Annotated in this window: 22 protein-coding genes; 16 read left to right on the top strand and 6 right to left on the bottom strand. The window is 37.6% G+C overall.

What is annotated here, in order from left to right; translation table 11 throughout:
• Nucleotides 1-29 precede the first annotated feature (29 nt).
• Together AC4CUY_RS16920 and AC4CUY_RS16915 are read left to right on the top strand one after the other, a co-directional pair.
• On the top strand, nt 30-590 hold the full coding sequence (locus AC4CUY_RS16920) for a hypothetical protein (RefSeq protein ID WP_419328235.1): 561 nt from the start codon (nt 30-32) through the stop codon (nt 588-590).
• A 104-nt stretch (nt 591-694) separates the two neighbouring features.
• On the top strand, nt 695-868 hold the full coding sequence (locus AC4CUY_RS16915; RefSeq protein WP_336952108.1) for an NF038215 family lipoprotein: 174 nt from the start codon (nt 695-697) through the stop codon (nt 866-868).
• Between the two features lie 89 nt (nt 869-957).
• Here AC4CUY_RS16915 and AC4CUY_RS16910 read toward each other — a convergent pair whose 3' ends face one another.
• Nucleotides 958-2,577, bottom strand: a complete 1,620-nt coding sequence (locus AC4CUY_RS16910; protein WP_419328194.1) for an oleate hydratase — start codon at nt 2,575-2,577, stop codon at nt 958-960.
• Between the two features lie 396 nt (nt 2,578-2,973).
• Here AC4CUY_RS16910 and AC4CUY_RS16905 point away from each other — a divergent pair, with 396 nt between their 5' ends.
• From AC4CUY_RS16905 to AC4CUY_RS16890, 4 genes are all read left to right on the top strand, one after another.
• A complete protein-coding gene (locus AC4CUY_RS16905) occupies nt 2,974-3,597 on the top strand; it encodes a LysE family translocator (protein WP_336952106.1) in 624 nt (207 codons plus the stop codon).
• Between the two features lie 132 nt (nt 3,598-3,729).
• Nucleotides 3,730-4,401, top strand: coding sequence for a CsgG/HfaB family protein (locus AC4CUY_RS16900; protein WP_336952105.1), 672 nt, complete (start codon nt 3,730-3,732; stop codon nt 4,399-4,401).
• 10 nt (nt 4,402-4,411) lie between these two features.
• Nucleotides 4,412-4,789, top strand: a complete 378-nt coding sequence (locus AC4CUY_RS16895; protein ID WP_336952104.1) for a DUF4810 domain-containing protein — start codon at nt 4,412-4,414, stop codon at nt 4,787-4,789.
• Nucleotides 4,786-5,460 carry a DUF799 domain-containing protein gene (locus tag AC4CUY_RS16890; RefSeq protein WP_336952103.1) on the top strand — a complete coding sequence of 225 codons (675 nt, stop codon included), beginning with the start codon at nt 4,786-4,788 and terminating at the stop codon, nt 5,458-5,460. Before AC4CUY_RS16895 ends, AC4CUY_RS16890 begins: the two co-directional genes overlap by 4 nt.
• Before the next feature lie 78 nt (nt 5,461-5,538).
• Here the strand turns inward: AC4CUY_RS16890 and AC4CUY_RS16885 are convergent, their stop codons facing one another.
• The 4 genes from AC4CUY_RS16885 to AC4CUY_RS16870 all read right to left on the bottom strand — a co-directional run bounded on the left by AC4CUY_RS16885 (nt 5,539) and on the right by AC4CUY_RS16870 (nt 8,821).
• Entirely contained in the window at nt 5,539-6,282 is a 744-nt protein-coding gene (locus AC4CUY_RS16885; protein ID WP_004723740.1) for an amino acid ABC transporter ATP-binding protein, read from the bottom strand.
• A gap of 13 nt (nt 6,283-6,295) precedes the next feature.
• A complete protein-coding gene (locus tag AC4CUY_RS16880) occupies nt 6,296-6,973 on the bottom strand; it encodes an amino acid ABC transporter permease (protein ID WP_336952102.1) in 678 nt (225 codons plus the stop codon).
• A 2-nt stretch (nt 6,974-6,975) separates the two neighbouring features.
• Complete coding sequence (locus tag AC4CUY_RS16875; protein ID WP_336952101.1) at nt 6,976-7,818, bottom strand: amino acid ABC transporter permease; 843 nt, start codon at nt 7,816-7,818, stop codon at nt 6,976-6,978.
• Nucleotides 7,819-7,909: 91 nt separating this feature from the next.
• The gene (locus tag AC4CUY_RS16870; protein WP_004723734.1) at nt 7,910-8,821 is read right to left on the bottom strand and encodes an amino acid ABC transporter substrate-binding protein; all 912 of its coding nucleotides are present in this window, start codon (nt 8,819-8,821) and stop codon (nt 7,910-7,912) included.
• Nucleotides 8,822-9,345: 524 nt separating this feature from the next.
• On the opposite strand from AC4CUY_RS16870, the gene AC4CUY_RS16865 reads away from it, so the two are divergent.
• The 8 genes from AC4CUY_RS16865 (at nt 9,346) to hisC (ending at nt 17,133) form a co-directional block, all read left to right on the top strand.
• On the top strand, nt 9,346-10,794 hold the full coding sequence (locus tag AC4CUY_RS16865) for an RNA polymerase factor sigma-54 (RefSeq protein ID WP_419328197.1): 1,449 nt from the start codon (nt 9,346-9,348) through the stop codon (nt 10,792-10,794).
• 177 nt (nt 10,795-10,971) lie between these two features.
• The gene (gene hpf, locus AC4CUY_RS16860; RefSeq protein WP_490774482.1) at nt 10,972-11,313 is read left to right on the top strand and encodes a ribosome hibernation-promoting factor, HPF/YfiA family; all 342 of its coding nucleotides are present in this window, start codon (nt 10,972-10,974) and stop codon (nt 11,311-11,313) included.
• Nucleotides 11,314-11,450: 137 nt separating this feature from the next.
• Nucleotides 11,451-11,702 carry a BolA family iron metabolism protein IbaG gene (ibaG, locus tag AC4CUY_RS16855; protein ID WP_004723729.1) on the top strand — a complete coding sequence of 84 codons (252 nt, stop codon included), beginning with the start codon at nt 11,451-11,453 and terminating at the stop codon, nt 11,700-11,702.
• A gap of 6 nt (nt 11,703-11,708) precedes the next feature.
• A complete protein-coding gene (gene murA, locus AC4CUY_RS16850; protein WP_419328199.1) occupies nt 11,709-12,968 on the top strand; it encodes a UDP-N-acetylglucosamine 1-carboxyvinyltransferase in 1,260 nt (419 codons plus the stop codon).
• A gap of 4 nt (nt 12,969-12,972) precedes the next feature.
• The gene (gene hisG / locus AC4CUY_RS16845) at nt 12,973-13,668 is read left to right on the top strand and encodes an ATP phosphoribosyltransferase (protein ID WP_056515646.1); all 696 of its coding nucleotides are present in this window, start codon (nt 12,973-12,975) and stop codon (nt 13,666-13,668) included.
• Nucleotides 13,669-13,767: 99 nt separating this feature from the next.
• Nucleotides 13,768-14,430, top strand: a complete 663-nt coding sequence (locus AC4CUY_RS16840; protein ID WP_490774481.1) for a DUF4272 domain-containing protein — start codon at nt 13,768-13,770, stop codon at nt 14,428-14,430.
• Between the two features lie 128 nt (nt 14,431-14,558).
• Nucleotides 14,559-15,860, top strand: coding sequence for a histidinol dehydrogenase (hisD, locus tag AC4CUY_RS16835; protein WP_336952095.1), 1,302 nt, complete (start codon nt 14,559-14,561; stop codon nt 15,858-15,860).
• A gap of 175 nt (nt 15,861-16,035) precedes the next feature.
• On the top strand, nt 16,036-17,133 hold the full coding sequence (gene hisC, locus AC4CUY_RS16830) for a histidinol-phosphate transaminase (protein ID WP_336952093.1): 1,098 nt from the start codon (nt 16,036-16,038) through the stop codon (nt 17,131-17,133).
• Here hisC and AC4CUY_RS16825 read toward each other — a convergent pair.
• Nucleotides 17,130-18,476 (bottom strand): anthranilate synthase component I family protein, encoded by a 1,347-nt coding sequence (locus AC4CUY_RS16825; RefSeq protein WP_336952092.1) that lies wholly within the window; start codon nt 18,474-18,476, stop codon nt 17,130-17,132. The two genes, hisC and AC4CUY_RS16825, sit on opposite strands and share 4 nt — an antisense overlap.
• Before the next feature lie 263 nt (nt 18,477-18,739).
• Between AC4CUY_RS16825 and filA the strand changes: the two genes are divergently transcribed.
• On the top strand, nt 18,740-19,669 hold the full coding sequence (filA, locus tag AC4CUY_RS16820; protein WP_336952091.1) for a putative pilus system protein FilA: 930 nt from the start codon (nt 18,740-18,742) through the stop codon (nt 19,667-19,669).
• A 206-nt stretch (nt 19,670-19,875) separates the two neighbouring features.
• Nucleotides 19,876-20,709, top strand: coding sequence for a putative pilus system C39 family peptidase FilB (filB, locus tag AC4CUY_RS16815; RefSeq protein ID WP_490774480.1), 834 nt, complete (start codon nt 19,876-19,878; stop codon nt 20,707-20,709).
• Nucleotides 20,710-20,758: the final 49 nt, after the last annotated feature.

Below are 20,758 nucleotides of genomic sequence, written 5' to 3'. Positions count from 1 at the left end.
ATACAATATTTCCGATATTATCTAGCATGATGGCTTATACAAGCAGTAGTTATGCTGAGCAGATTCATCGCACAGTGGCGAAGATAGGACAATTTTCAGTCATTCAGCAAACATGCGATGAAGATGCAAATTATCATTGTGATTTTGTACTCTATGAAGGTGATGATTATAGATTGCCCTTGGTCATGGATTGGGAGCGTGGTTTAAATGTCGAAAACCAAACCGAGGATTTCTTGCATTTAAGCTATGGCTATACTTTTAATGTTCATCATAGTCTTTTCATTTCGAAGGTGGGGATTGTTCAGGCTTTAGACAACGTTGTTGCTGTGGATGAAAACACCGGATGTATCGCTCGATTTGAATTAAAAGATGCGCCTATGATTATTTTCCAAAAAGCATTTACCGCGAAAATTTTAAACAAAATTCAACTTCAGCCAGAGCAACACCCTAAAATTGAGTCTGTAAGTGTAGATGCTTTTCAATATTTTAGTGACATGGAGTTTGATGGAAATGGTGGCTTTCACTACCGTTACAAAAATAAAAATGGTGAAGATCAAGCTGTTTTAATGATACATTCTTGTGATGTATAGCTACTTTCTATAGATAGACACCTTTTGAAATAAAAAATAGCTGTATTTTTAATCAGAACTGTTATGCTCGAACTATAAATAAAACAAAAAATGGAGGAGATGCTATGAAAAAGCTAGCCATCAGTGTGAGTGTAATACTTGCAGTATTTTTGGTTGGGTGTGAAAAGAAACCACCTACACCAACAAAAACTGAAGTTCGTTCAATCCATATTGCAGGTATGCCTGTGTATGAAAAAGATTATCGTCTCAGTGCTCGTTCAGTGGATTCACAACCTTGATTTGTATTCAAAATATAAAAACGAGTGCATCAAAAGAGGATGCACTCGTTTGGTTTTAATTCTATTTAACTCAGTTGATTTTAAATGAATTAATGAAAAACAGTTTCTAAAGCTTTTAATCCGACTTTAGGATCAAGTAATCCATTATAGATCTCAGGAATTTTACGTTCTACGCCAAAGAACTCATAAATTGCAATCATGGCACCACGAACAGAATATTCAACAGTAAAAACCACATCATCTTCAATTTCAACAAATTGGCCCAAGAATGCGAAGTTTTTTGCACCTTGTGGAATAACCTGTGGGCGGTCACCAGGCTTACGACAGGCAAATAACGCCGATGCATAAGGCATCATTGCAGTTGTTACAATGGTATTTGCTAGAACATGCTCAAGAATGTCATCAAAACCGAGTTGTAGAATTAGTTCAGTAAGTATTTCATTACCTGTTGCTTGTGACATTGGTTTTTTGATGTAGTCACCAGTTTGATCAATTTGAAAACCATAACCCCAGAGGGTAAATGTGCCTTTTGGCAAATTTGCAAAATGAGGTTGAGCAGGTACTACAATTGATAAATGCCAGCCCGATTCAAACCAAGTCATCAGTGCCCCAGTACCTGGCTGGTTGCCTGTGTAATCAATGATGCGATTTAACAGAACATCATCTTTCATGGTGAGGGTAAAAGACTCCCATTTATGTTCATCAATGTTGCCATAAAAGGTCATTGGTCGACCAAAGTCAGGTGCTTTTTTCGCAAGGGTTTCCCATAGCGTCCAACCATGATCAAGTCGATCACGAATAAGCGCTGGAACATCATCATTCCCTGCATAACGAGAATCTGCTGTAATTGAACCTAAAGTAAATATGGCTAGATCATTCTCTTGAAGGTCAATTTGCTCTGTACCTTCAGGAAGGTTGACATACAAGCGTGTTGCACGACGCTCTAGGGTTGCTTCATCGGTTTGAAAGTCTGCATCTGTCACATAATTGCTAAAACGAACGTCTACGCCTTGTGCAATCAACCAACGTTGTAGCGGCAAAATCATTGAATCATATTGGTTGTATTTAGTTCTTTTTACTCCAGCTAGGGTATGAATGCGTGGTAACTCTTGGATAAAACGTAAGAAATAGCGACGAAGTTCTGCAGCACTGTGCCATTTTTGGAAGGCAAATGTAGTGCGCCACATACGCCAAAAGTTCGTTTCAAAGAAGGTCTCATCAAAAAACTCATCAATACGACGACTGCCAATTTTTTCTTCTTTCGCTGCCAATAAGCGTAGCATCTGCGCACGATGGCGTGTATTTAAACCCAGTTTAGCGGCGTCTGAAATCACATGTTGCGCATCAATTAAACGGGCTTGTGCATGAGTTTTGACTTGTTCATTGAACTCACGACATTCTTCACGAACAGAAATTTCAGGATTTTCTAAGGATGGAATACTCGAAAATAAGTCCCAAAGGCATAAATATGTTTCATCTGTTAGCATCCGCCCACCACGGGTAACCCATGCTTGCGCAGCATGTGGTGTATGACCGCCATCCATTGAACCACCTGAGACATCTAACTCTTCGAGAATGTGGATATTTTTAGCGGGTACTTTAGCATCACGTATGGCAAATGCGGCAGCTGCCATTCCTGCAATTCCACCACCAATGATCCATAGATGTGCTTGGTTTGCATCTAAACGATTCGTTTTGTTGTTGTGCATTTTTTACCCCTAAGTATAAATATTGATTTTGGATAATTTAAAACCATAGTTTTATTATGGTTTTTTATAGCCTATAAATACATGAAAATGGAAGTTAATTTTTGTGATTAAAATGGTCGATTTCATAATTTTTTAGGATGTTTTATATACGTTGATGATTTTATTGATATAATTAAAATATTGAAAAATAAAATTTTTATTGAGTTTTTGCTCTAAAATAATTTATTTGTTCTGTGCATAATAATACACAAGTGTATTTAAATTCATGATTGAGACTTTAATGAATTTGCATTGAATAAAAGCATGGTCGCGAAATAATAAAGATTTTTATATCTTCAAAAATCGGTTGTAGCGTAAAATATCTATTCTTAAAAATAGTTTGGGTTGGGGTGTCTCTTGGAATCATTATTGATTTTAGGTTCAATTGCATTGGCATTAATGCTAGGCGCAATTAGCCCTGGTCCTACATTTGTTTATGTGGCTAAAAATTCAATTGCGATTTCTCGTAAACATGGTCTGTTTACCGCTTTAGGGACTGGCACGGGCGCAGCTTTATTTGGTTTTTTAGCTGTAATGGGGTTACAAGCAATTTTATTGGCTGTACCTTCTGCATATTTAGCTTTAAAAATTTGTGGTGGTCTGTATTTACTTTGGCTGGCCTATAAAATTATTAAACATGCTAAAGATCCAATGGCACAAGCATCTGACTCATCCACGGTGATGAGTTATCAACAAGCGTTTCGTCTAGGTTTAATTACTCAATTAAGTAATCCTAAAATTGCGATTATTTTAGCCAGTATTTTTACTGCGCTTTTACCCAAAGAAATTCCAACGTATTTTTATTTTGTTTTGCCTATCTTGTGCTTCTTTATCGATGCAGGCTGGTATTCACTGGTTGCTGTTGCGCTTTCAGCGGAAAAACCGCGTCGTGTTTATTTAAAGTTTAAGAAAGTTTTCGATCGAATCGCGGGTGGTGTTATGACATTACTTGGTTTAAAGCTAATTTTTGGTATGAAATGATTGTTTTTACTAACAAAAATAGTTATGCATTTTATCAGTAAATTCTATTTGTTAAAAATTAATTAATGGTATGTTTATTTTTTATTATATATTTATTCATTATAATGGTTCAAACCTTAGAGAGATGTAATTTTGAAAAAAATATTATTGATTGCTGCCTTAAATGGCTTGGTACTTACAGCTTGTTCTACCACTGAAAGTTCTAAAACCATCCAAGCACCCCAAGTGGCTGTAGCGACTTCAGCGGTCAAATATTCAGGTGTGAAAACAGCAGTTTCGATTGGTAAGTTTGATAACCGCTCAAGTTATATGCGTGGAATTTTCTCTGATAATGTAGATCGTTTAGGCGGTCAAGCAAAAACGATTTTAGAAACACACTTGCAACAAACAGGTTATTTTTCAGTCTTAAATCGAGACAACTTATCTGAACTGCAACAAGAGGCTGGTTTTGGTAAAGCATCTCAATCAATTAAGGGCGCACGTTATGTGCTTACTGGGGATGTGTCTGAATTTGGGCGCAAAGAAGTGGGCGACCATCAATTGTTTGGGCTATTAGGGCGTGGTAAAACTCAAATTGCCTATGCAAAAGTCAATATTAATGTTGTTGATGTAAATACAGCAGAAGTTGTCCATTCTGTGCAGGGTGCAGGTGAATACGCGCTCAGTGAACGTGAAATTTTAGGTTTTGGTTCTACAGCATCTTATGACTCAACTTTAAATGGTAAGGTTCTAGATCTGGCTGTACGCGAAGCGGTTAATCACCTTGTCACAGATATTCAAACAAACAAGTGGTCCGTACAATAGGTTTGAATAAATGAAACGGGTTTTATTATTCTTAAGTTTTTTTTCTACGTTAACTTTAGTTGGGTGTGCATCTGGAACACACTCTTTATATAGTTGGGGCGGATATCCACAGCAGACTTATTTAATGCTGGCGGTTCCTGAAAAAACTTCGCCTCAGCAACAAATTTTAGCGCTCGAAAAAGATGTTGAGAAAGCAAAAGCAAAAAATGCTGCAGTGCCGCCAGGTTTATATGCACATCTGGGGCTGTTAAATCTTAATATTCAAAATGGCCCACGTGCAATTCAGTATTTTGAGTTAGAGCGCCAAATTTATCCTGAGTCAACTGTATTGATGGATCGTTTATTGAAGAAAATGACCACTCAATCGACTGAGGTAAATTCCAAATGAAAAATATGAAACAATTATTCATCCTTGGTTTACTGATGATGCTTTTTACAGGTTGTGCGGTGTCACCTAAACAAAATCGTGATTTAGCAGCATATCGTGAGCATATCCCTAAGTCGATTTTGGTACTTCCTCCAATCAATGAGTCTCCTGATACCCGTGCAACCTATGGATACTGGTCAACAGTAACATTGCCTGTGGCTGAGGCTGGTTATTATGTATTTCCAATTTCGGTTGTTGATATAATGTTTAAAGAGAATGGGGTGACCAATGGATTTGATGCTCAAGCAATCCCACCTCAAAAGTTAAAAGAAATTTTCGGTGCTGATGCTGCGTTATATATTAAAGTTAAAGAGTATGGTTCTAAATATCAGGTGATTCAATCTGTAGCAGCAGTTGCAGTAGAAGCCAAACTTATAGATTTGCAAACTGGCACATTACTTTGGCAAGGTGAGCAGAGACTTCAGCAAGCCAATGATAATAGTAATGCTGGTTTGATTGGCGCATTGGTGGGTGCTTTAGTTGATCAAATATCTAATCATCTGTCAGACAAAGCCTATACTTTATCCAATACTGTAAGTTCGCAACTATATTCACCGAGTATAAATCAGCAAAAAGGTCTGTTATATGGACCACGATCTCCAAACTTTAGCCAAAATGCGGCGAAACCTTAATTACTGGTATTGTTTGTAGGTATTAAATAAAAACCCCAATTAAAAATTGGGGTTTTTATGTTTAATGCATATTGCTGATTAGTGCACCATAGAAATCTTGTCTAAGAAGAATTTGGTTCTTTCGTGACGCTCATCAGGCTTATTAAAAAAGTCATCTGTTGCACAGTCTTCCAAAATCTTACCTTGATCCATGAAAATAACCCGGCTTGAGACTTTACGGGCAAAGCCCATCTCATGAGTTACACACATCATGGTCATGCCTTCTTTTGCCAATTGACTCATTACTTCAAGCACTTCACCCACCATTTCAGGGTCTAATGCAGAAGTAGGTTCATCAAATAACATGCACACAGGATCCATACACAGACCGCGAGCAATTGCAACACGTTGTTGCTGACCACCAGACAGTTGTCCTGGGAACTTGTTTTTGTGGGCTGCCAAACCAACGCGATCTAAATATTGCAACGCTTTTTTCTCAGCCTCTGCTTTAGAACGATTTAATACCTTAAGTTGTCCAATGGTTAAATTATCCAAAACAGTCATATGAGGGAATAATTCAAAATGTTGGAAGACCATTCCCACACGAGAACGGAATTTAGCCAGATCAGTTTTTGAGTCTTTTAACGCAGTTCCATCAACGACAATATTACCTTCTTGGAATGGTTCTAATGCATTCACAGTTTTAATCAGGGTAGATTTACCCGAACCTGAAGGCCCACACACCACCACAACTTCACCCTTTTCAATTGAAGTAGTGCAATCTGTAAGAACTTGAAAATCTCCATACCATTTTGAGATATGTTGTATTTCTATCATTGGCATATTGATTCTCCAATTATCGAATTATTGCTATTTTTTGATGTAAACGCTTCACAAGTCGTGAAAGCGCAAAGGAGATACAGAAGTAAACAACGGCTACAATCAGGTAGAAAGTTGCTTTGGTTTCAGCACCGTAGGTATTTGCTAAGGTATTGGCATTACCCAAGAAGTCTGGCGCACTAATCACGTAAACTAATGATACGTCTTGGAAAAGTACGATAGATTGAGTCAGAATTACAGGGAGCATGTTTCTGAAAGCCTGCGGTAACACCACATTAGACATGGTTTGTCCATAAGTGAAACCAAGTGCATAGCCTGCATTGACTTGACCTTTAGAGACAGACTGAATGCCTGACCGGACGATTTCTGAAAAGAATGCGGCTTCAAAAATTGCAAAGGTCACCACACTTGAAAACAGTGGGCCATAATAAGTATCCGACTGAAATTCAAAAATCTTTGGCAATAAAAAATAAAAAATGAAGATGACTTGAATCAGTGGCACACCACGGAAGAAATCGACATAAACTTTAGCAAAATTACTAGCGACTTTATTGTTAGATAAACGCATCATGGCCAAAGGTGTGCCAATCAGAATTCCACCAATAATGGATAAAATCGTCACAGTAACTGTAAATTTAAACCCTGCGAGTAGCGTTTGAATGACATCTTGATTTTGTAAAATACTAAAATCCATGACTATTTACCCCCCGAGCCTAGGCCAGGAACAGCCATACGTTTTTCAACCCAAGCCATGATCAATTTAATGGTATAGGTAATGACTAAGTAAACTGGTGTCGAAAGAATAAGAATAACAATATCTTGAGATGTTTCTTCACGCATGGTTTTAGTATAAGCAAAGAAGTTCAAAACACTGAGCGCATAAAGCACCGCAGAGTTTTTGAAAATATTCATTGCTTCAGAAGTGAGCGTTGGCCAAACAATACGATAAGCGACAGGGAGAATGACATAGCGATAACTTTGGCTTTGATTTAAACCAATTGCAAAAGCTGCATTTTTTTGTCCATTTGAAACCGTATTAATGCCAGAGCGTACTTGTTCAGCAATACGTGCAGCGGTATACAGACCGAGTGCAAATACCCCAACCACTGCGGGATTGTCATTGAGAATATTTTGCCACCATCCACCATGAACCATCTCACCACTACCCGTACTTAAGCTGAGTGGGAGTAATTGCGGGAATACGAATGCCCAGAAAAACAGTTGTACGATCAAGGGAATATTTCGGAAAAGTTCGACATAGCAGGTACCAATAAATGAAAGCGGTTTATTGGGTAATGTGCGTAAAATCCCGATCAGAGAACCAAGAAGAAATGCAATGAAAAATGCAGCAATCGCGGTCCACACCATTGTCCAAACACCTGAACCTAGGAGTTGTAACCATGTTGGTGCATCTGCAACCGGGGAATAACTTTCACCACCAATTGCTTTACAGACAGATTCAGCCCATGCAGCTTTATCAAGACTATATTCATTCGAGGGGAGACAATAAGCTGTCCAGTTAAGTGAGCCTACGGACATGTGTGCTCCTTGTATTTTTAATTTTATAAAAATTTATAGACCAGACTTTAAATATAATCTGATCTATAAACCGTTGTTTTAAACTACGTTTTTAGTTAATACCAGCATCCGTAGGATTCGCTTTAAGTTTTAAATATGATGAGCTCATTGGCATATTTAAATTGACATTTTTAGGTGCAATTGGTGATTGGAACCATTTTTTATATAGCGCCGCCATTTGACCATTTTTCCACATCGTCGTTACAGTTTTATCAGCAATTGCTTTATATGCTGCATCGCCTTTAGGTAACATAATGCCGTATGGTTCTGAAGAAAGTACTGGACCTACAATTTTAAAATCTTTTGGATTTGATGATTTTGCGATTAACCCTGCAAGAATATTATCATCCATCACAAATGCAGCAGCACGCCCAGAAGCCACCATTGCAAATGAGTCTGAGTGATCTTTACCATAAACATTGTTTACGTTAACTTTTTCGCCTTTCTCACCCATTTTGATATATTTGTCAGATGTTGTACCTTGTGTGGTAACTACCGCTTTACCATTTAAATCTGCAATCGTTTTAATTGGTGCACTCGCTTTAACTGCCATGCGTACTTCTGTTGCATAATAGTTTGTAGAGAAGCTTACTTGTTGTTGGCGTTGAATAGAGTTTGTCGTTGTACCACACTCCATATCAATGTTACCTGCTAACATTTCCGGAATACGCGTAGAAGAAGTGACAGCTTTATATTCAACTTTAAGATTTGGCATTTTGAGCGTTTTTTTCAGCTCATTGGCAAAGTTATTACAAATATCGACTGCATATCCCATTGGTTTACCACCAATAACATAGGAAATTGGATCAGATGACTCACGATATCCAATAATCACTTTTCCTGATTGCTTGATCTTTGCTAATGTGTCTGCTGCTTGAACCTGTGAAAAAGCACCGCCAGCCATAAGTACACCAAGCGCTGTGGTTAAAACTTTTTTTGATAGTGTTTTTGTAGATAGTGTCATTTTGAGTTCTCCATTACATGATTTTTTTGGCAGTTTAAGCCGCTCGTTTCTAAAATTAAGCAGTTATCGTGCCAAACCTTTTCCTTGAAACTACGATTCATCATATTTCTTTATATCATTATTTTTATACTCACTATTCCAATAAGTAAAGGATAAAAATAATAAATTTCAAAAACTAGAAATGTGACTGTTCTCACAAAGTGGAAACTATTTTATTTAAATATTTTGAAATAAATAGCCCTAAAGCCATTTATTTTTGCTTATAAGTTTTAAATCACTATTTATATAATTGATGACTATTTCAGCGCACCTAGAACTGATGATTTTTAAAAAAACTGAATAAAAAAACGACATAATTATAATTTATCTTTAATTGATAAATAACAAACATTTTTATGTAACGTATTCATTTTTTTTACTAGTCCTAATCTATTTCCTGTGATATAAAAAATGAGTAGGCATGAATTTTGCATTGCTTATTCACATAAGATGAAATGAAATAATACAGTGTGGGAACTATGGGTATGAAGTTATCGGTTGGATTAAAAGTTGCAAATTCGTTGTCGCTTACGCCACAACTGCAACAAGCCATTCGATTACTGCAATTATCGAGTTTGGAGCTTGAACAAGAAATTCAAATTCAACTTGATAGTAATCCTTTGCTTGAAAAGGTTGAAGAAGAGACACATGAAAGCCCTGAAAATGTAAAACAAGAACAACAAGAGTATGAACTTTCAGATTCTTTAAATGCCAATCACTTACCTGATGAGTTGCCTGTAGATACGGATTGGGATGATGTCTATACCCATCAAACAACAGCTATGGAGCGCCCTGAGTTTGAAGATCGTGAAGATAATCGTCATTCAGAAGCATCATTAAAAGAGCATATGTTAGGGCAAGTTAATTTATTGCATTTTTCTCCAGTCGATAAATTGATTGCATATTGTATTGTGGATGCTCTAGATGAAAAAGGATTTTTGGCTGCCGATATTGAAGAAATAGTGAGCTCTGTACAACATCTACTACAACAAATGGATTATGACATTGACGTTGAAGAGGATGAGGTTTTGGTGGTTTTAAAACATATCCAACGCTTAGAACCTCTTGGTATTGGTGCTCGTAGTCTTGCAGAATGTCTTTTTGTACAAATTGAGGCTTTACCTACAACTACATTGTTTAGGAAAGAAGCGCTGATGTTGTTAAAACATTATGAGCTTTTGGTGAGTAATGACTTAAATAAATTGATTAAGCAAACGGGTTTAAATGCTGAGTTATTAAAATCAGCAATTGATTTATTGAAAACACTTAAACCTTATCCGGGTGCTGAATTCGACCAAAAAGAATCAGATTATCAAATTCCAGATGTGGTTGTGTCTAAGAAAAATGACCATTGGTATGTCCAACTTAACCCTGATATTTTACCAAAACTTCGAATTAACTCATTTTATTCAGGCATGATTAAACGTGCTGATCAAAGCGATGATAATCAATATTTACGCAATCAAATGCTTGAAGCTAAAAACTTTATCAAAAGTGTCGATGAGCGTCACAAAACTTTATTAAAAGTTGCAAGTTGCATTGTGCAACATCAACGTGAGTTTTTGGAAATCGGCGCTGAAGGAATGAAACCCTTGGTATTGCGCGATGTTGCAGAAGAAGTTGAATTACATGAGTCCACGGTTTCTCGTGTCACCACAAATAAGTTTTTGTTGACACCACGTGGCTTATTTGAGCTGAAATATTTCTTTTCTAGCCATGTGGGAACAACTACTGGGGGAGAGGCATCGTCGACTGCCATTCGAGCAAAAATCAAAAAACTTGTTGCCGATGAAAACCCACGTAAGCCATTGTCAGACAATACAATTGCCAATTTATTAAAAGAAGAGGGAATTGATGTGGCAAGAAGGACAGTCGCAAAATATCGTGAATCGTTACATATTCCGTCTTCATCTGACCGAAAAGTGTTGATCTAAATTTTAAAGTGTGGCTATTCTAATTGTTCATTATGACGAAATAATGAATCGCTTTTTGTCTTTTGGAGTAACTTAAATGATTGCATGATATAGAGCAAAGTTTTCCTTAGCGAAGGCTGTCATGAGATCGTTTGGGTTATGACTTTCATATTCCTATATAAGGAGAGGGATAAAGCTATGCAAATTACAATCCGTGGACATCATTTAAGTATTACACCCGCAATAGAAGAAAACATTCGAGATCGATTTAACCAAATGACCAAGCATATTGATCAGGTGAACAGTATGCAGGTCAAACTCAGTAAAGATCATCAATTGGATAAAAGATCAAAAAAAGGCAGTGCAAATCATATTGCAGAGGCAATTTTTCGTTTGCCAGGTATAGAGCTTTTTGCTCAAGCCACAGCAGATGATATGTATAATGCGATTACAAAATTGACTGACAAATTAAAAAGGCAATTACACAAGCATCGTAAAATGCAGTTGGATTATCAACCTGTAGAGATTTTAGCGACGTAAAATTGATATTTTTAAAAAGAGGTTGCAAAGACCTCTTTTTTTTATCTATATTTTTTGTACGAGTTAATGAATTATTTCGGTGAGTTATAGTAAAATAGCCAGTTTTTACACTGTCAGTCCTATAAGAGGTCGATGCAATGAATAGTGAACAGCTCACTGAAATCTTAAAAGCAGCTTTTCCTGATGCTGAAGTTGCTGTCAGTGGACAAGCAGGTAAATTTGACCTCCGTATTGTCGACAATCAGTTTGAAGGGAAACGTCCAGTTCCTCGTCAACAAGCTGTTTATGCGCCACTTAACTCTTATATTGCCAGTGGTGAGGTACATGCGGTAACTATTCGTGCAATGACTAAAGAAGAATGGCGCAAAGCCAGTATGTTTGGAGCTTAAGCGTCAATGGATAAATTTGTCATTCAAGGTGGTGTAAAACTCGAAGGTGAAGTTCGTATTTCTGGTGCAAAAAATGCGGCTTTACCTTTATTGGCTGCAATGATTCTTGCAGATACCCCGATTACATTAAAAAATGTTCCAGATCTTAAAGACGTTCGTACTTTAGTCAAGTTGATTGGTGGTTTAGGCATCACCATGAGTTATGAGGGGGACACGGTTGTCGCAGATACATCTACACTGGATAATCAATTTGCTCCCTATGAACTGGTTAAAACCATGCGTGCATCTATTTTGGTGCTTGGTCCACTCTTGGCGCGCTATGGTAGTGCAAAAGTTTCACTTCCTGGTGGATGTGCGATTGGCTCACGCCCTGTTGATCAGCATTTAAAGGCTTTAGAGGCTTTGGGTGCACAAATTGAGGTCGAAGCAGGCTATGTACATGCCAAAGTGGATGGCCGTTTAAAAGGTGGTGAAGTCATCTTTGATATGGTGACTGTAGGTGGGACTGAAAATATTTTAACTGCAGCAGTATTGGCAGATGGTGTTACTACCATCCGCAATGCAGCCCGTGAACCTGAAATCACAGACCTTGCACTTATGCTCATTAAAATGGGTGCAAAAATTGAGGGTTTAGATACAGATACATTAGTAGTAACTGGTGTGGAAAGTCTACATGGTTGTGAATATTCTGTGGTTGCTGACCGTATTGAAACGGGCTCATATTTAGCCGCCGCAGCCATAACGGGTGGTAAGGTAAAAACCACACATACTGACCCAAATCTTCTTGAATCTGTTTTAGATAAATTTGAAGAAATGGGTGCAGAAGTCACACGTGGTGAAGACTGGATCGAATTGGATATGCTGGGGAAACGTCCGAAAGCAGTTAGCTTCCGGACCTTGCCCCATCCAGAATTCCCAACGGATATGCAAGCACAAATCATGGCGGTAAATGCCATTGGACGTGGTTTTGCAACAATTTCTGAAACGATTTTTGAAAATCGTTTTATGCATGTACCTGAGTTAGCTCGTATGGGCGCAAATATTCAGGTTGAAGGTAATGATGCTGTTGTAACAGGTGTGGAAAAACTATCTGCTGCGCCTGTTATGGCAACTGACCTACGTGCTTCGTTTTCTTTAGTTTTGGCTGCTTTAGCTGCTGAAGGGGAAACCATCATCGATCGTATTTATCATATTGATCGTGGTTATGAAGATATCGAAGCAAAGTTACAAGGTCTAGGTGCCCAAATTAAGCGAGTGAGCGAGTAAGTTAATGAGCGATATGAGAAACGATGATCCAAACTTTGACGTAATGGGCAATTTTGATCATGGTTTAACTTTGGCATTGAGTAAAGGGCGTATTTTAAAAGAAACGTTGCCTTTACTTGAAACTGCGGGAATTAACTTATTGGAAGATCCTGATAAATCTCGTAAGTTGATTTTTCCAACCACACATAAATCCGTTCGTATTTTAATCTTGCGTGCTTCTGATGTACCAACTTATGTGGAAAATGGTGCAGCGGACATAGGTGTAGCGGGTAAAGATGTGTTGATGGAACATGGCGCTCAAAATGTCTATGAACCATTGGATTTAAAGATTGCCAACTGTAAATTAATGACAGCTGGTAAAGTAGGCATGGTTCGTCCTAAAGGGCGTTTAAAAATTGCCACTAAGTATGTAAATTTAACTCGTCAATATTATGCAAGCTTAGGTGAGCAAGTTGATGTGATTAAACTTTACGGCTCAATGGAATTAGCCCCATTGGTTGGTTTGGGCGATTATATTGTTGATGTGGTGGATACTGGGAACACTTTGCGTGCCAATGGTCTAGAGCCTTTGGAAGAAATTTGTAAAGTCTCTTCACGTTTAATTGTGAATAAAGCGAGCTTTAAGCGTAAGCAAACTTTATTAAATCCAATTCTTACTCAGCTTGAAAAAGCAGTAGAAGAGCGTCAAAAGAACAATTAATCCATTCATGTTTGTTCAATAAAGATGCCGTCTAATTTTAGGCGGTTTTTTATGTAATTTATGTTAAAAAATAACCATGCATGAATCAAAAAAGAGCTTATGAAAACACCTCAACAACGCAAAGAACAGTCTATTTTAAAACTTAAAAAATATTCAATTCCTTATATTGACTGGTTACCTGTGATTGAATCTGCAGAAGATGTTCAAGCACGCAGTGCAGAACAAATTGCAAAACGCGCGATTGCTTGTTTATGGGTGATTCAGGTCGCATGTGACCTAAATAATGATCAATATGATGATGAAACAAAGATATTTATATTTGATGTTTTAAAAAAATTGCAAGTTTTTGATGCTTTAACAGAAAAAGAACAGGCAATTTTAAATCGTGATGCTTCCGCACAAGATGTCATCAATATGGTGTGGAAATATGAAGCATATTGGGTGCTGTTATGGGCTTTGGGTATTGTGGATGATTTGAGTTATCCGGTAGATATCGTTGATTGTGATTTTGCAATTCAAGCCGTTTCATCGTGCGATACATTTGCTGCATTTATGGAAAAAGTCCAATTACGAGATATTGAAGAAATCTTAGATCAGGCTGATTTAATTTATCGTTATGATTGGGCATGTGTAAATGCGCGTTTAAAGCAACAGGATGCACCTGAAAATTTAAATTCATCTATTGTTGTGGAACGGCATGGCGCCTTGAACTGGCTGATTCAGGCTGATAGTGACTGGGATTATCCTGATGTGAGTACCTAAATAAAAATTTGCTATATCAAAAGTCATTTGCAATCAAACTTTCCTCTGAAAGTAAATTGAAATGTTGCGGTGATGTTGCCCACAAGATACTTAAAACAAGGTAAACTAAATCTTTCTTAAACAACCTTGTGGGTAAATTGATGCGACGTTTATCGACTCAAGAGCAGAACTTTAAACAAGTCTTTGCTGACTTGTTAGCTTTTGAAACAGTGAGTGATCCTGAGCTTTTAAAAACAGTAGACCAAATTATTGCAGATGTGCGCCTACATGGGGATGCACATGTACTTAAACTCACTCAACAGTTCGATCGACATCCAGCGCATCAATTTTCAGATTTAGAACTGACACAAGAGCAACTTAAAGTTGCATTTGAAGGTTTAACTTCAGAAGTACGTGAAGCTTTGGAAATGGCGGCCAATCGTGTTCGCTCATTCCATCAGGCTCAAAAACAAGACGGTTGGTCCTATGTGGATGAATTAGGAAATACCCTTGGTCAAAAAGTTACCCCTTTAGACCGTGTGGGTATTTACGTTCCAGGTGGTTTGGCTTCTTATCCATCCTCTGTGCTGATGAATGCTCTACCCGCGCACGTGGCTGGGGTAGCAGAAATTATTATGGTGGTGCCTGCGCCAAATGGTGATTTAAATCCTTTGGTATTGGCGGCTGCTTATTTAGCGGGTGTAAGTCGTGTGTTTACGATTGGCGGTGCGCAAGCAGTTGCCGCACTTGCTTATGGAACAGAAACGATTCCAGCGGTAGATAAAATTACAGGACCGGGTAACCGTTTCGTTGCTGCCGCAAAACGTGCTGTTTTTGGTCAAGTTGGTATTGACATGATTGCAGGACCTTCTGAAATTTTGGTTTATGCAGAAGGTCATAATGACGCTAAATGGTTGGCGATGGATGTTTTGTCACAAGCTGAACATGATACGGTTGCGCAAGCGATTTTTATTACGCCTGATGAACAGCTGTTAAATGATGTCGAGCAAGCCATTGAAGAACATTTGGCTACATTACCCAAAGCTGAAATTGCACGAACTTCGATTGCAAATCGAGGTGCTTTGGTCTTGGTTAAAGATCGCCAAGAAGCCATTGATTTGATTAATCAAGTTGCGCCTGAGCATTTGGAATTGTGCTTAGATGATGCTGAGCAGATGTCAGAAAGTATTCGCCATGCAGGTGCAATCTTTATGGGGCGCTATACACCAGAAGCGATTGGTGATTATTGTGCGGGACCTAACCATGTCCTACCTACTTCTGGTACAGCACGTTTTTCATCACCTTTAGGTGTTTATGATTTTCAAAAACGTTCAAGTTTGATCATGTGTTCTGAGCAAGGAGTTAAATCGCTTGCTAAGGCCGCAGATATTCTTGCTCAACAAGAAAATTTAGATGCGCATGCCCGATCAGCTAGATATCGTTATCAATAATTTACCAATGGCCCAGTATCCGTACAAATCCTTCTCCCTTAGGGATAAGGTGAGGATGAGGGCGTAAAAATTTAACTGACTTACGTTTGGGGATTCTATTGAAATGCCCAAACCCTCTCCTAGAGTGAGAGCGCTTATATAAAGTAAGTCATGTGAGAAAAAATACGAGATAAAAATGCCAAATATTAGCCCTGAGCAAATGCGTTTTTGGAGTCCTGAAGTACGTGAGTTAGAACCGTATGTCCCAGGTGAGCAGCCTAAAATCCAAAACTTATTAAAACTGAATACCAATGAAAACCCATATCCACCATCGCCAAAAGTGGTTGCAGCAGTTCAGTCTGTACTTATAGATTCTGCAGATGTATTGCGCCTATATCCAGATCCAGATGCATCAGCACTCAAACAAGCGATTGCTAAGCAACAGCATGTAGCAGTAGAAAATGTCTTTGTTGGTAATGGTTCGGATGAAGTTTTAGCACATATTTTTAAAGCATTTTTTGTTCAAGAAAAACCAATTCTATACCCAGATATTACCTATAGCTTTTATCCTGTTTATAGTCAGTTTTTTGGAATTTCAACCCAAACTAAAATCTTGCCTTTAAATGAGAATTTTGAAATTGATGTGGCTGATTATAAACAGCCGAATGGTGGGATTATCATTACCAATCCCAATGCACCAACCAGTATTGCATTAGAGATATCTGCAATTGAACAAGTCTTGCAAGCCAATCCAGATTCTGTAGTTGTGATTGATGAAGCGTATGTAGATTTTGGTGCTGAGTCAGCCGTGAATCTGGTGGAAAAATACGAAAACTTAGTCGTTTGTCAAACCACTTCAAAATCTCGCTCTTTAGCTGGTTTACGAGTTGGCTTTGCAATTGCACAGCCACATTTGATCGCCGCATTGGAAGCTGTAAAAAATAGCTTTAACTCCTATCCAATTGATCGTTTTGCAATTGCAGCAGCTGTCGCATCATTTGAAGATCAAGAATACTTTGCAGCACAATGTCAAAAAGTGATTGTAAGTCGTGACAAACTTGTTGCAGATCTAGAGTTGCTAGGATTTAAAGTATTACCATCCTCAGCCAACTTTATTTTTGCTTGTTTACCCTCAAAAGATGCTGGTGAATTGGCAAAAGCATTACGTGAACATGGCATTATTGTTCGATATTTTAATAAGCCACGGATTGATCAATTCTTACGTATCACTATTGGTACAGATGAACAAAATCAACGCCTTGTTGATACGCTAAAACATGAGATTTTAGTCTAGAATTCATTTTGAGGTTGATGCCATGTGTTGAGTAAATCTAGCATGGCAGAAACTTTATCAAAACATTCTTGATATTCTGCATTACAATCTGAAGCAATGGTGATCCCACCACCTGCCCACAATGAAACTTCATCTTGATATTTTTGAATTGAACGAATCAAAATATTCCAAGAACCAGTTCCATCAAAATTAAAATACCCCAGTGAGCCGCAATAAGCGCCTCTTGGTGCACTTTCGAGTTCTTCAATAATTTGCATCGCGCGAATTTTGGGTGCGCCGGTAATTGAACCGCCTGGTAGTGCGGTGAATAAAACCTCAAATGGATTTACATCCGATTTTAAGGTTGCAGTGACTTCACTTACCATATGATGTACCTGCTTAAAAGATTCAATATTAAACAGTTTTGGGGTTTTTACTGAACCTGTTTCAGCATATACACTTAAATCATTGCGTAATAAGTCCACAATCATGACATTTTCAGCCTGATCTTTTTCAGAGTGAATCAAGGTATTTTTTGACTGCTCATCTAAAATTGGATCGTCATAACGAGGCATTGTCCCTTTAATGGGTTTGGTGGTGATTTTACGATCAGTCTCGAAATCAATAAATAACTCAGGTGAACAACTGAGTAACTCAAAATCATCAATTTTTAAATAACCTGAATAAGGGGCATCAGTGAGTTTCCAAAAATTTTCGGCTGTATCTAACAGTGAACCGTTTGCTTTTCCTATGAATTCTTGAGTTAAATTAATCTGATAACAATCACCAGCTTTAATATATTTTTGAATTTGTGCAAATGCTTGATCATATTGTGATTTTGTCCAAGTCGCACTACATTTTGATAAAAGTTTAAATTTTTGATTATTTAAGGATTGTGTTGCTAATAACTGTTGTATAAATTTAAAAAATGCTTCTGCGCAAGCTTCTAAACTATAAAAAAATAATTGCCCTTTTTCTTGTTTAATAAAGGTTTTATAAATCCCCACATAAAAATTGGGTTGAGATTTTGTATTAGCGTCAATGTGTTGCCGACTGGCATAGTTGTAATCAATAAAACCCATATATCCCCCCTGAAAAGTATGCTGTGTTTTTGGGGCAGATTGAGTTGTGAAATTAAAAAAGTGATTCAAAGAAGGATTGGTTTTGTCTTTTTGATAATGTGTAAAATGATTTCTTGAATAGCTAAAAAGTTGTTGCTGGATTGAAATGCAATATTGTTCAGGTGAAAAAGCAATAATGTCTTCACCTGAGTTTTTTAAATAGATACAACCGAATAATGAATCAAGTCGGTGTAATAAATCTGCAATGCCATTTGATGGAAAATCTAATAACTTCCGAAACATAGGGAGGTTTAACTCGAGCGCGAAAAGGGTTTGTAAAGCATTATTCTACCTGAAAATAGGACTTATAAAAGTGTTTACCGTTTATCGGTTTAATTGGCTTTTTGATAAACAGCAGTTGAACAAAAAGTAACATACAGTTAATTTAAAAGGGCAAAACGGACTACTCAAGGATTGGTGTTCTAAGTTGTAAAACAACTAAAACAACAGGGAACTACGGAGAGTGGTTAAAAATGAAAAAAAATGCTCTTGGGAGAGTACAGGTTATGAAATTATTTACTAAACTTGCTTTGGTTTCAGCTATCGCTATCAGTTCAAATGCAATGGCAATGCAAGCAATGGATGATGCAGCACTCAGTGCAACAACTGGTCAAGATGGTATTTCTATTGGAATTGGTATTTCAAAAGTTGAAATTGATAAAGTTCATGTGTTTGATGGTGATGGTTTATCTGCAACAGCTAAATTGGCGGATGGTGTAAATGGTACTACCGATGGGACAGCTATCACGGGTGGTACGGCAACAGCTGGTGCAATAACAATTAATAATATTGTATTAACTGCAAATACTGCATCTTTATTACAAAGCCATAATTTGGCAGATATTACTATTGATACTGATGGTAATGCGGGTAGTCCATTCCTAAATATTGGTGCTGCGGTTTCAGGTTTAAATATTTCTTTGGGTAAAATTGAAGTTAATGATGTAGATGCAACGACTACTACAAGCCCTTATAAAGTGGGTACTGGTACTGCAACTATTTTAAATGGTTTAACTTTGACTACGGGTAAAACTGCTGCAAATATCCAATTGGGTAACACTCCACAAGGTGCGATGATTAAATTGGCTGGTAGCATGACTGGTGGTTTAACAATTAGTAATCTTTCATTGCATGATGCATCAACTGGTGGTGGTGGTGATATTGTTCTTGGATCAATTAAATTGACAGATACAGGTTCTAATAACTTATCTACTGATGCAGCTATTGCTGTACGAGCAACAGGTGTGAGCGGTGCTACTGCAGATGGTCTTCAAATTACAGCGATGACTAAACCGACTGATATTTATATTCAAAAAATTCAACTGGGTAGTGCGTCAGCAGCTTCAATTGGTGATATTGCGATTAGTGGTTTGAAAGTTTATAACGGTAGTGCTGGTACAACTCCAGGTGCTGTGATCACAATTTCTGGTCACTAAGTTTAGTTATTAGAAAATGAAAGACGCATGCAACGCATGCGTCTTTTTTTTACAAAAAAGCTGAGTAAAAGCGACAAAAGTTGAAAAAAAAACTGTTTTTTTTTTCAAAAAACGTTATCTTCTAATCACAGGGAAGTAGAGTGTTCACTCTAAAAATAAAATCAGCACTTTAGGCAAAATACTGCCGATACTTGATAGTTAAAATTATGTTAGAAATTACTTTAGGTTCGGCATTAATGTATTATTTTGCCAACCATGCCCTAGATGTGAAACCCAAGCCAAAGGATGGAATTTACTATACTGAGCTTGCGGATTCCAGAGATAAATCGTTTACACGTAACCATCGTGAAATGGTACATGTTAAACCCGCCTTGGAAAATCAATTCCGTGGCATTGTACGTCAAGCATATGACTATAGCTGTGGTTCTGCTGCATTAACAACACTGTTAAATGGTTATGTTGGGACAAATTTAACTGAACAGCAAACCATGGAAGGCTTATTACGCTTTGGAGAATACAATCGTATTATTGAGCGTCGAAGTTTCTCATTGCTGGATATGAAGCGTTTTGTTGCTGCAATTGGATATGAGAGTGGTGGTTATAAGGGGGAGTTCACCGATTTAATCAACCAAAATCAACCCGTAATTGTTCCGATTTCTTATGCTGGTTTTAAACATTTTGTTGTATTTAAAGCCTATAAAGATGGCCGAGTTTATGTCGCGGATCCTGCATTGGGGAATATTAGTTTTGATCAAGAGCGATTTAAGGACGTTTGGGAAAACAACACATTATTTGTGATCAATGCTCCTAAAGATCAGCAACGGAATATGTTGGCCTTACAGGATGCCGATATGCGCCATGTGGATGATGCAACTATTAACCGCTATGCTTTAGTAGAAGCACAATATTCAACCGATTATACCAATAAATTAGCCGATAAGGCTTCTACGATGCGTAAGGTGATTGACCAAGATACCAAGTCTGCGACATACAATCAGCCAATTACATCCTATATGCGACTCTATTATAAACGTAAGTAAAGATGGATTAAAAATTACATAACTGAATTGGATTTTTGGAATAGGAATA

This window comes from Acinetobacter sp. 778_lipA (genome assembly GCF_058242985.1).
Note: the sequence above shows the minus strand (reverse complement) of the source record. Positions and strands in the feature narration are given on the sequence as shown.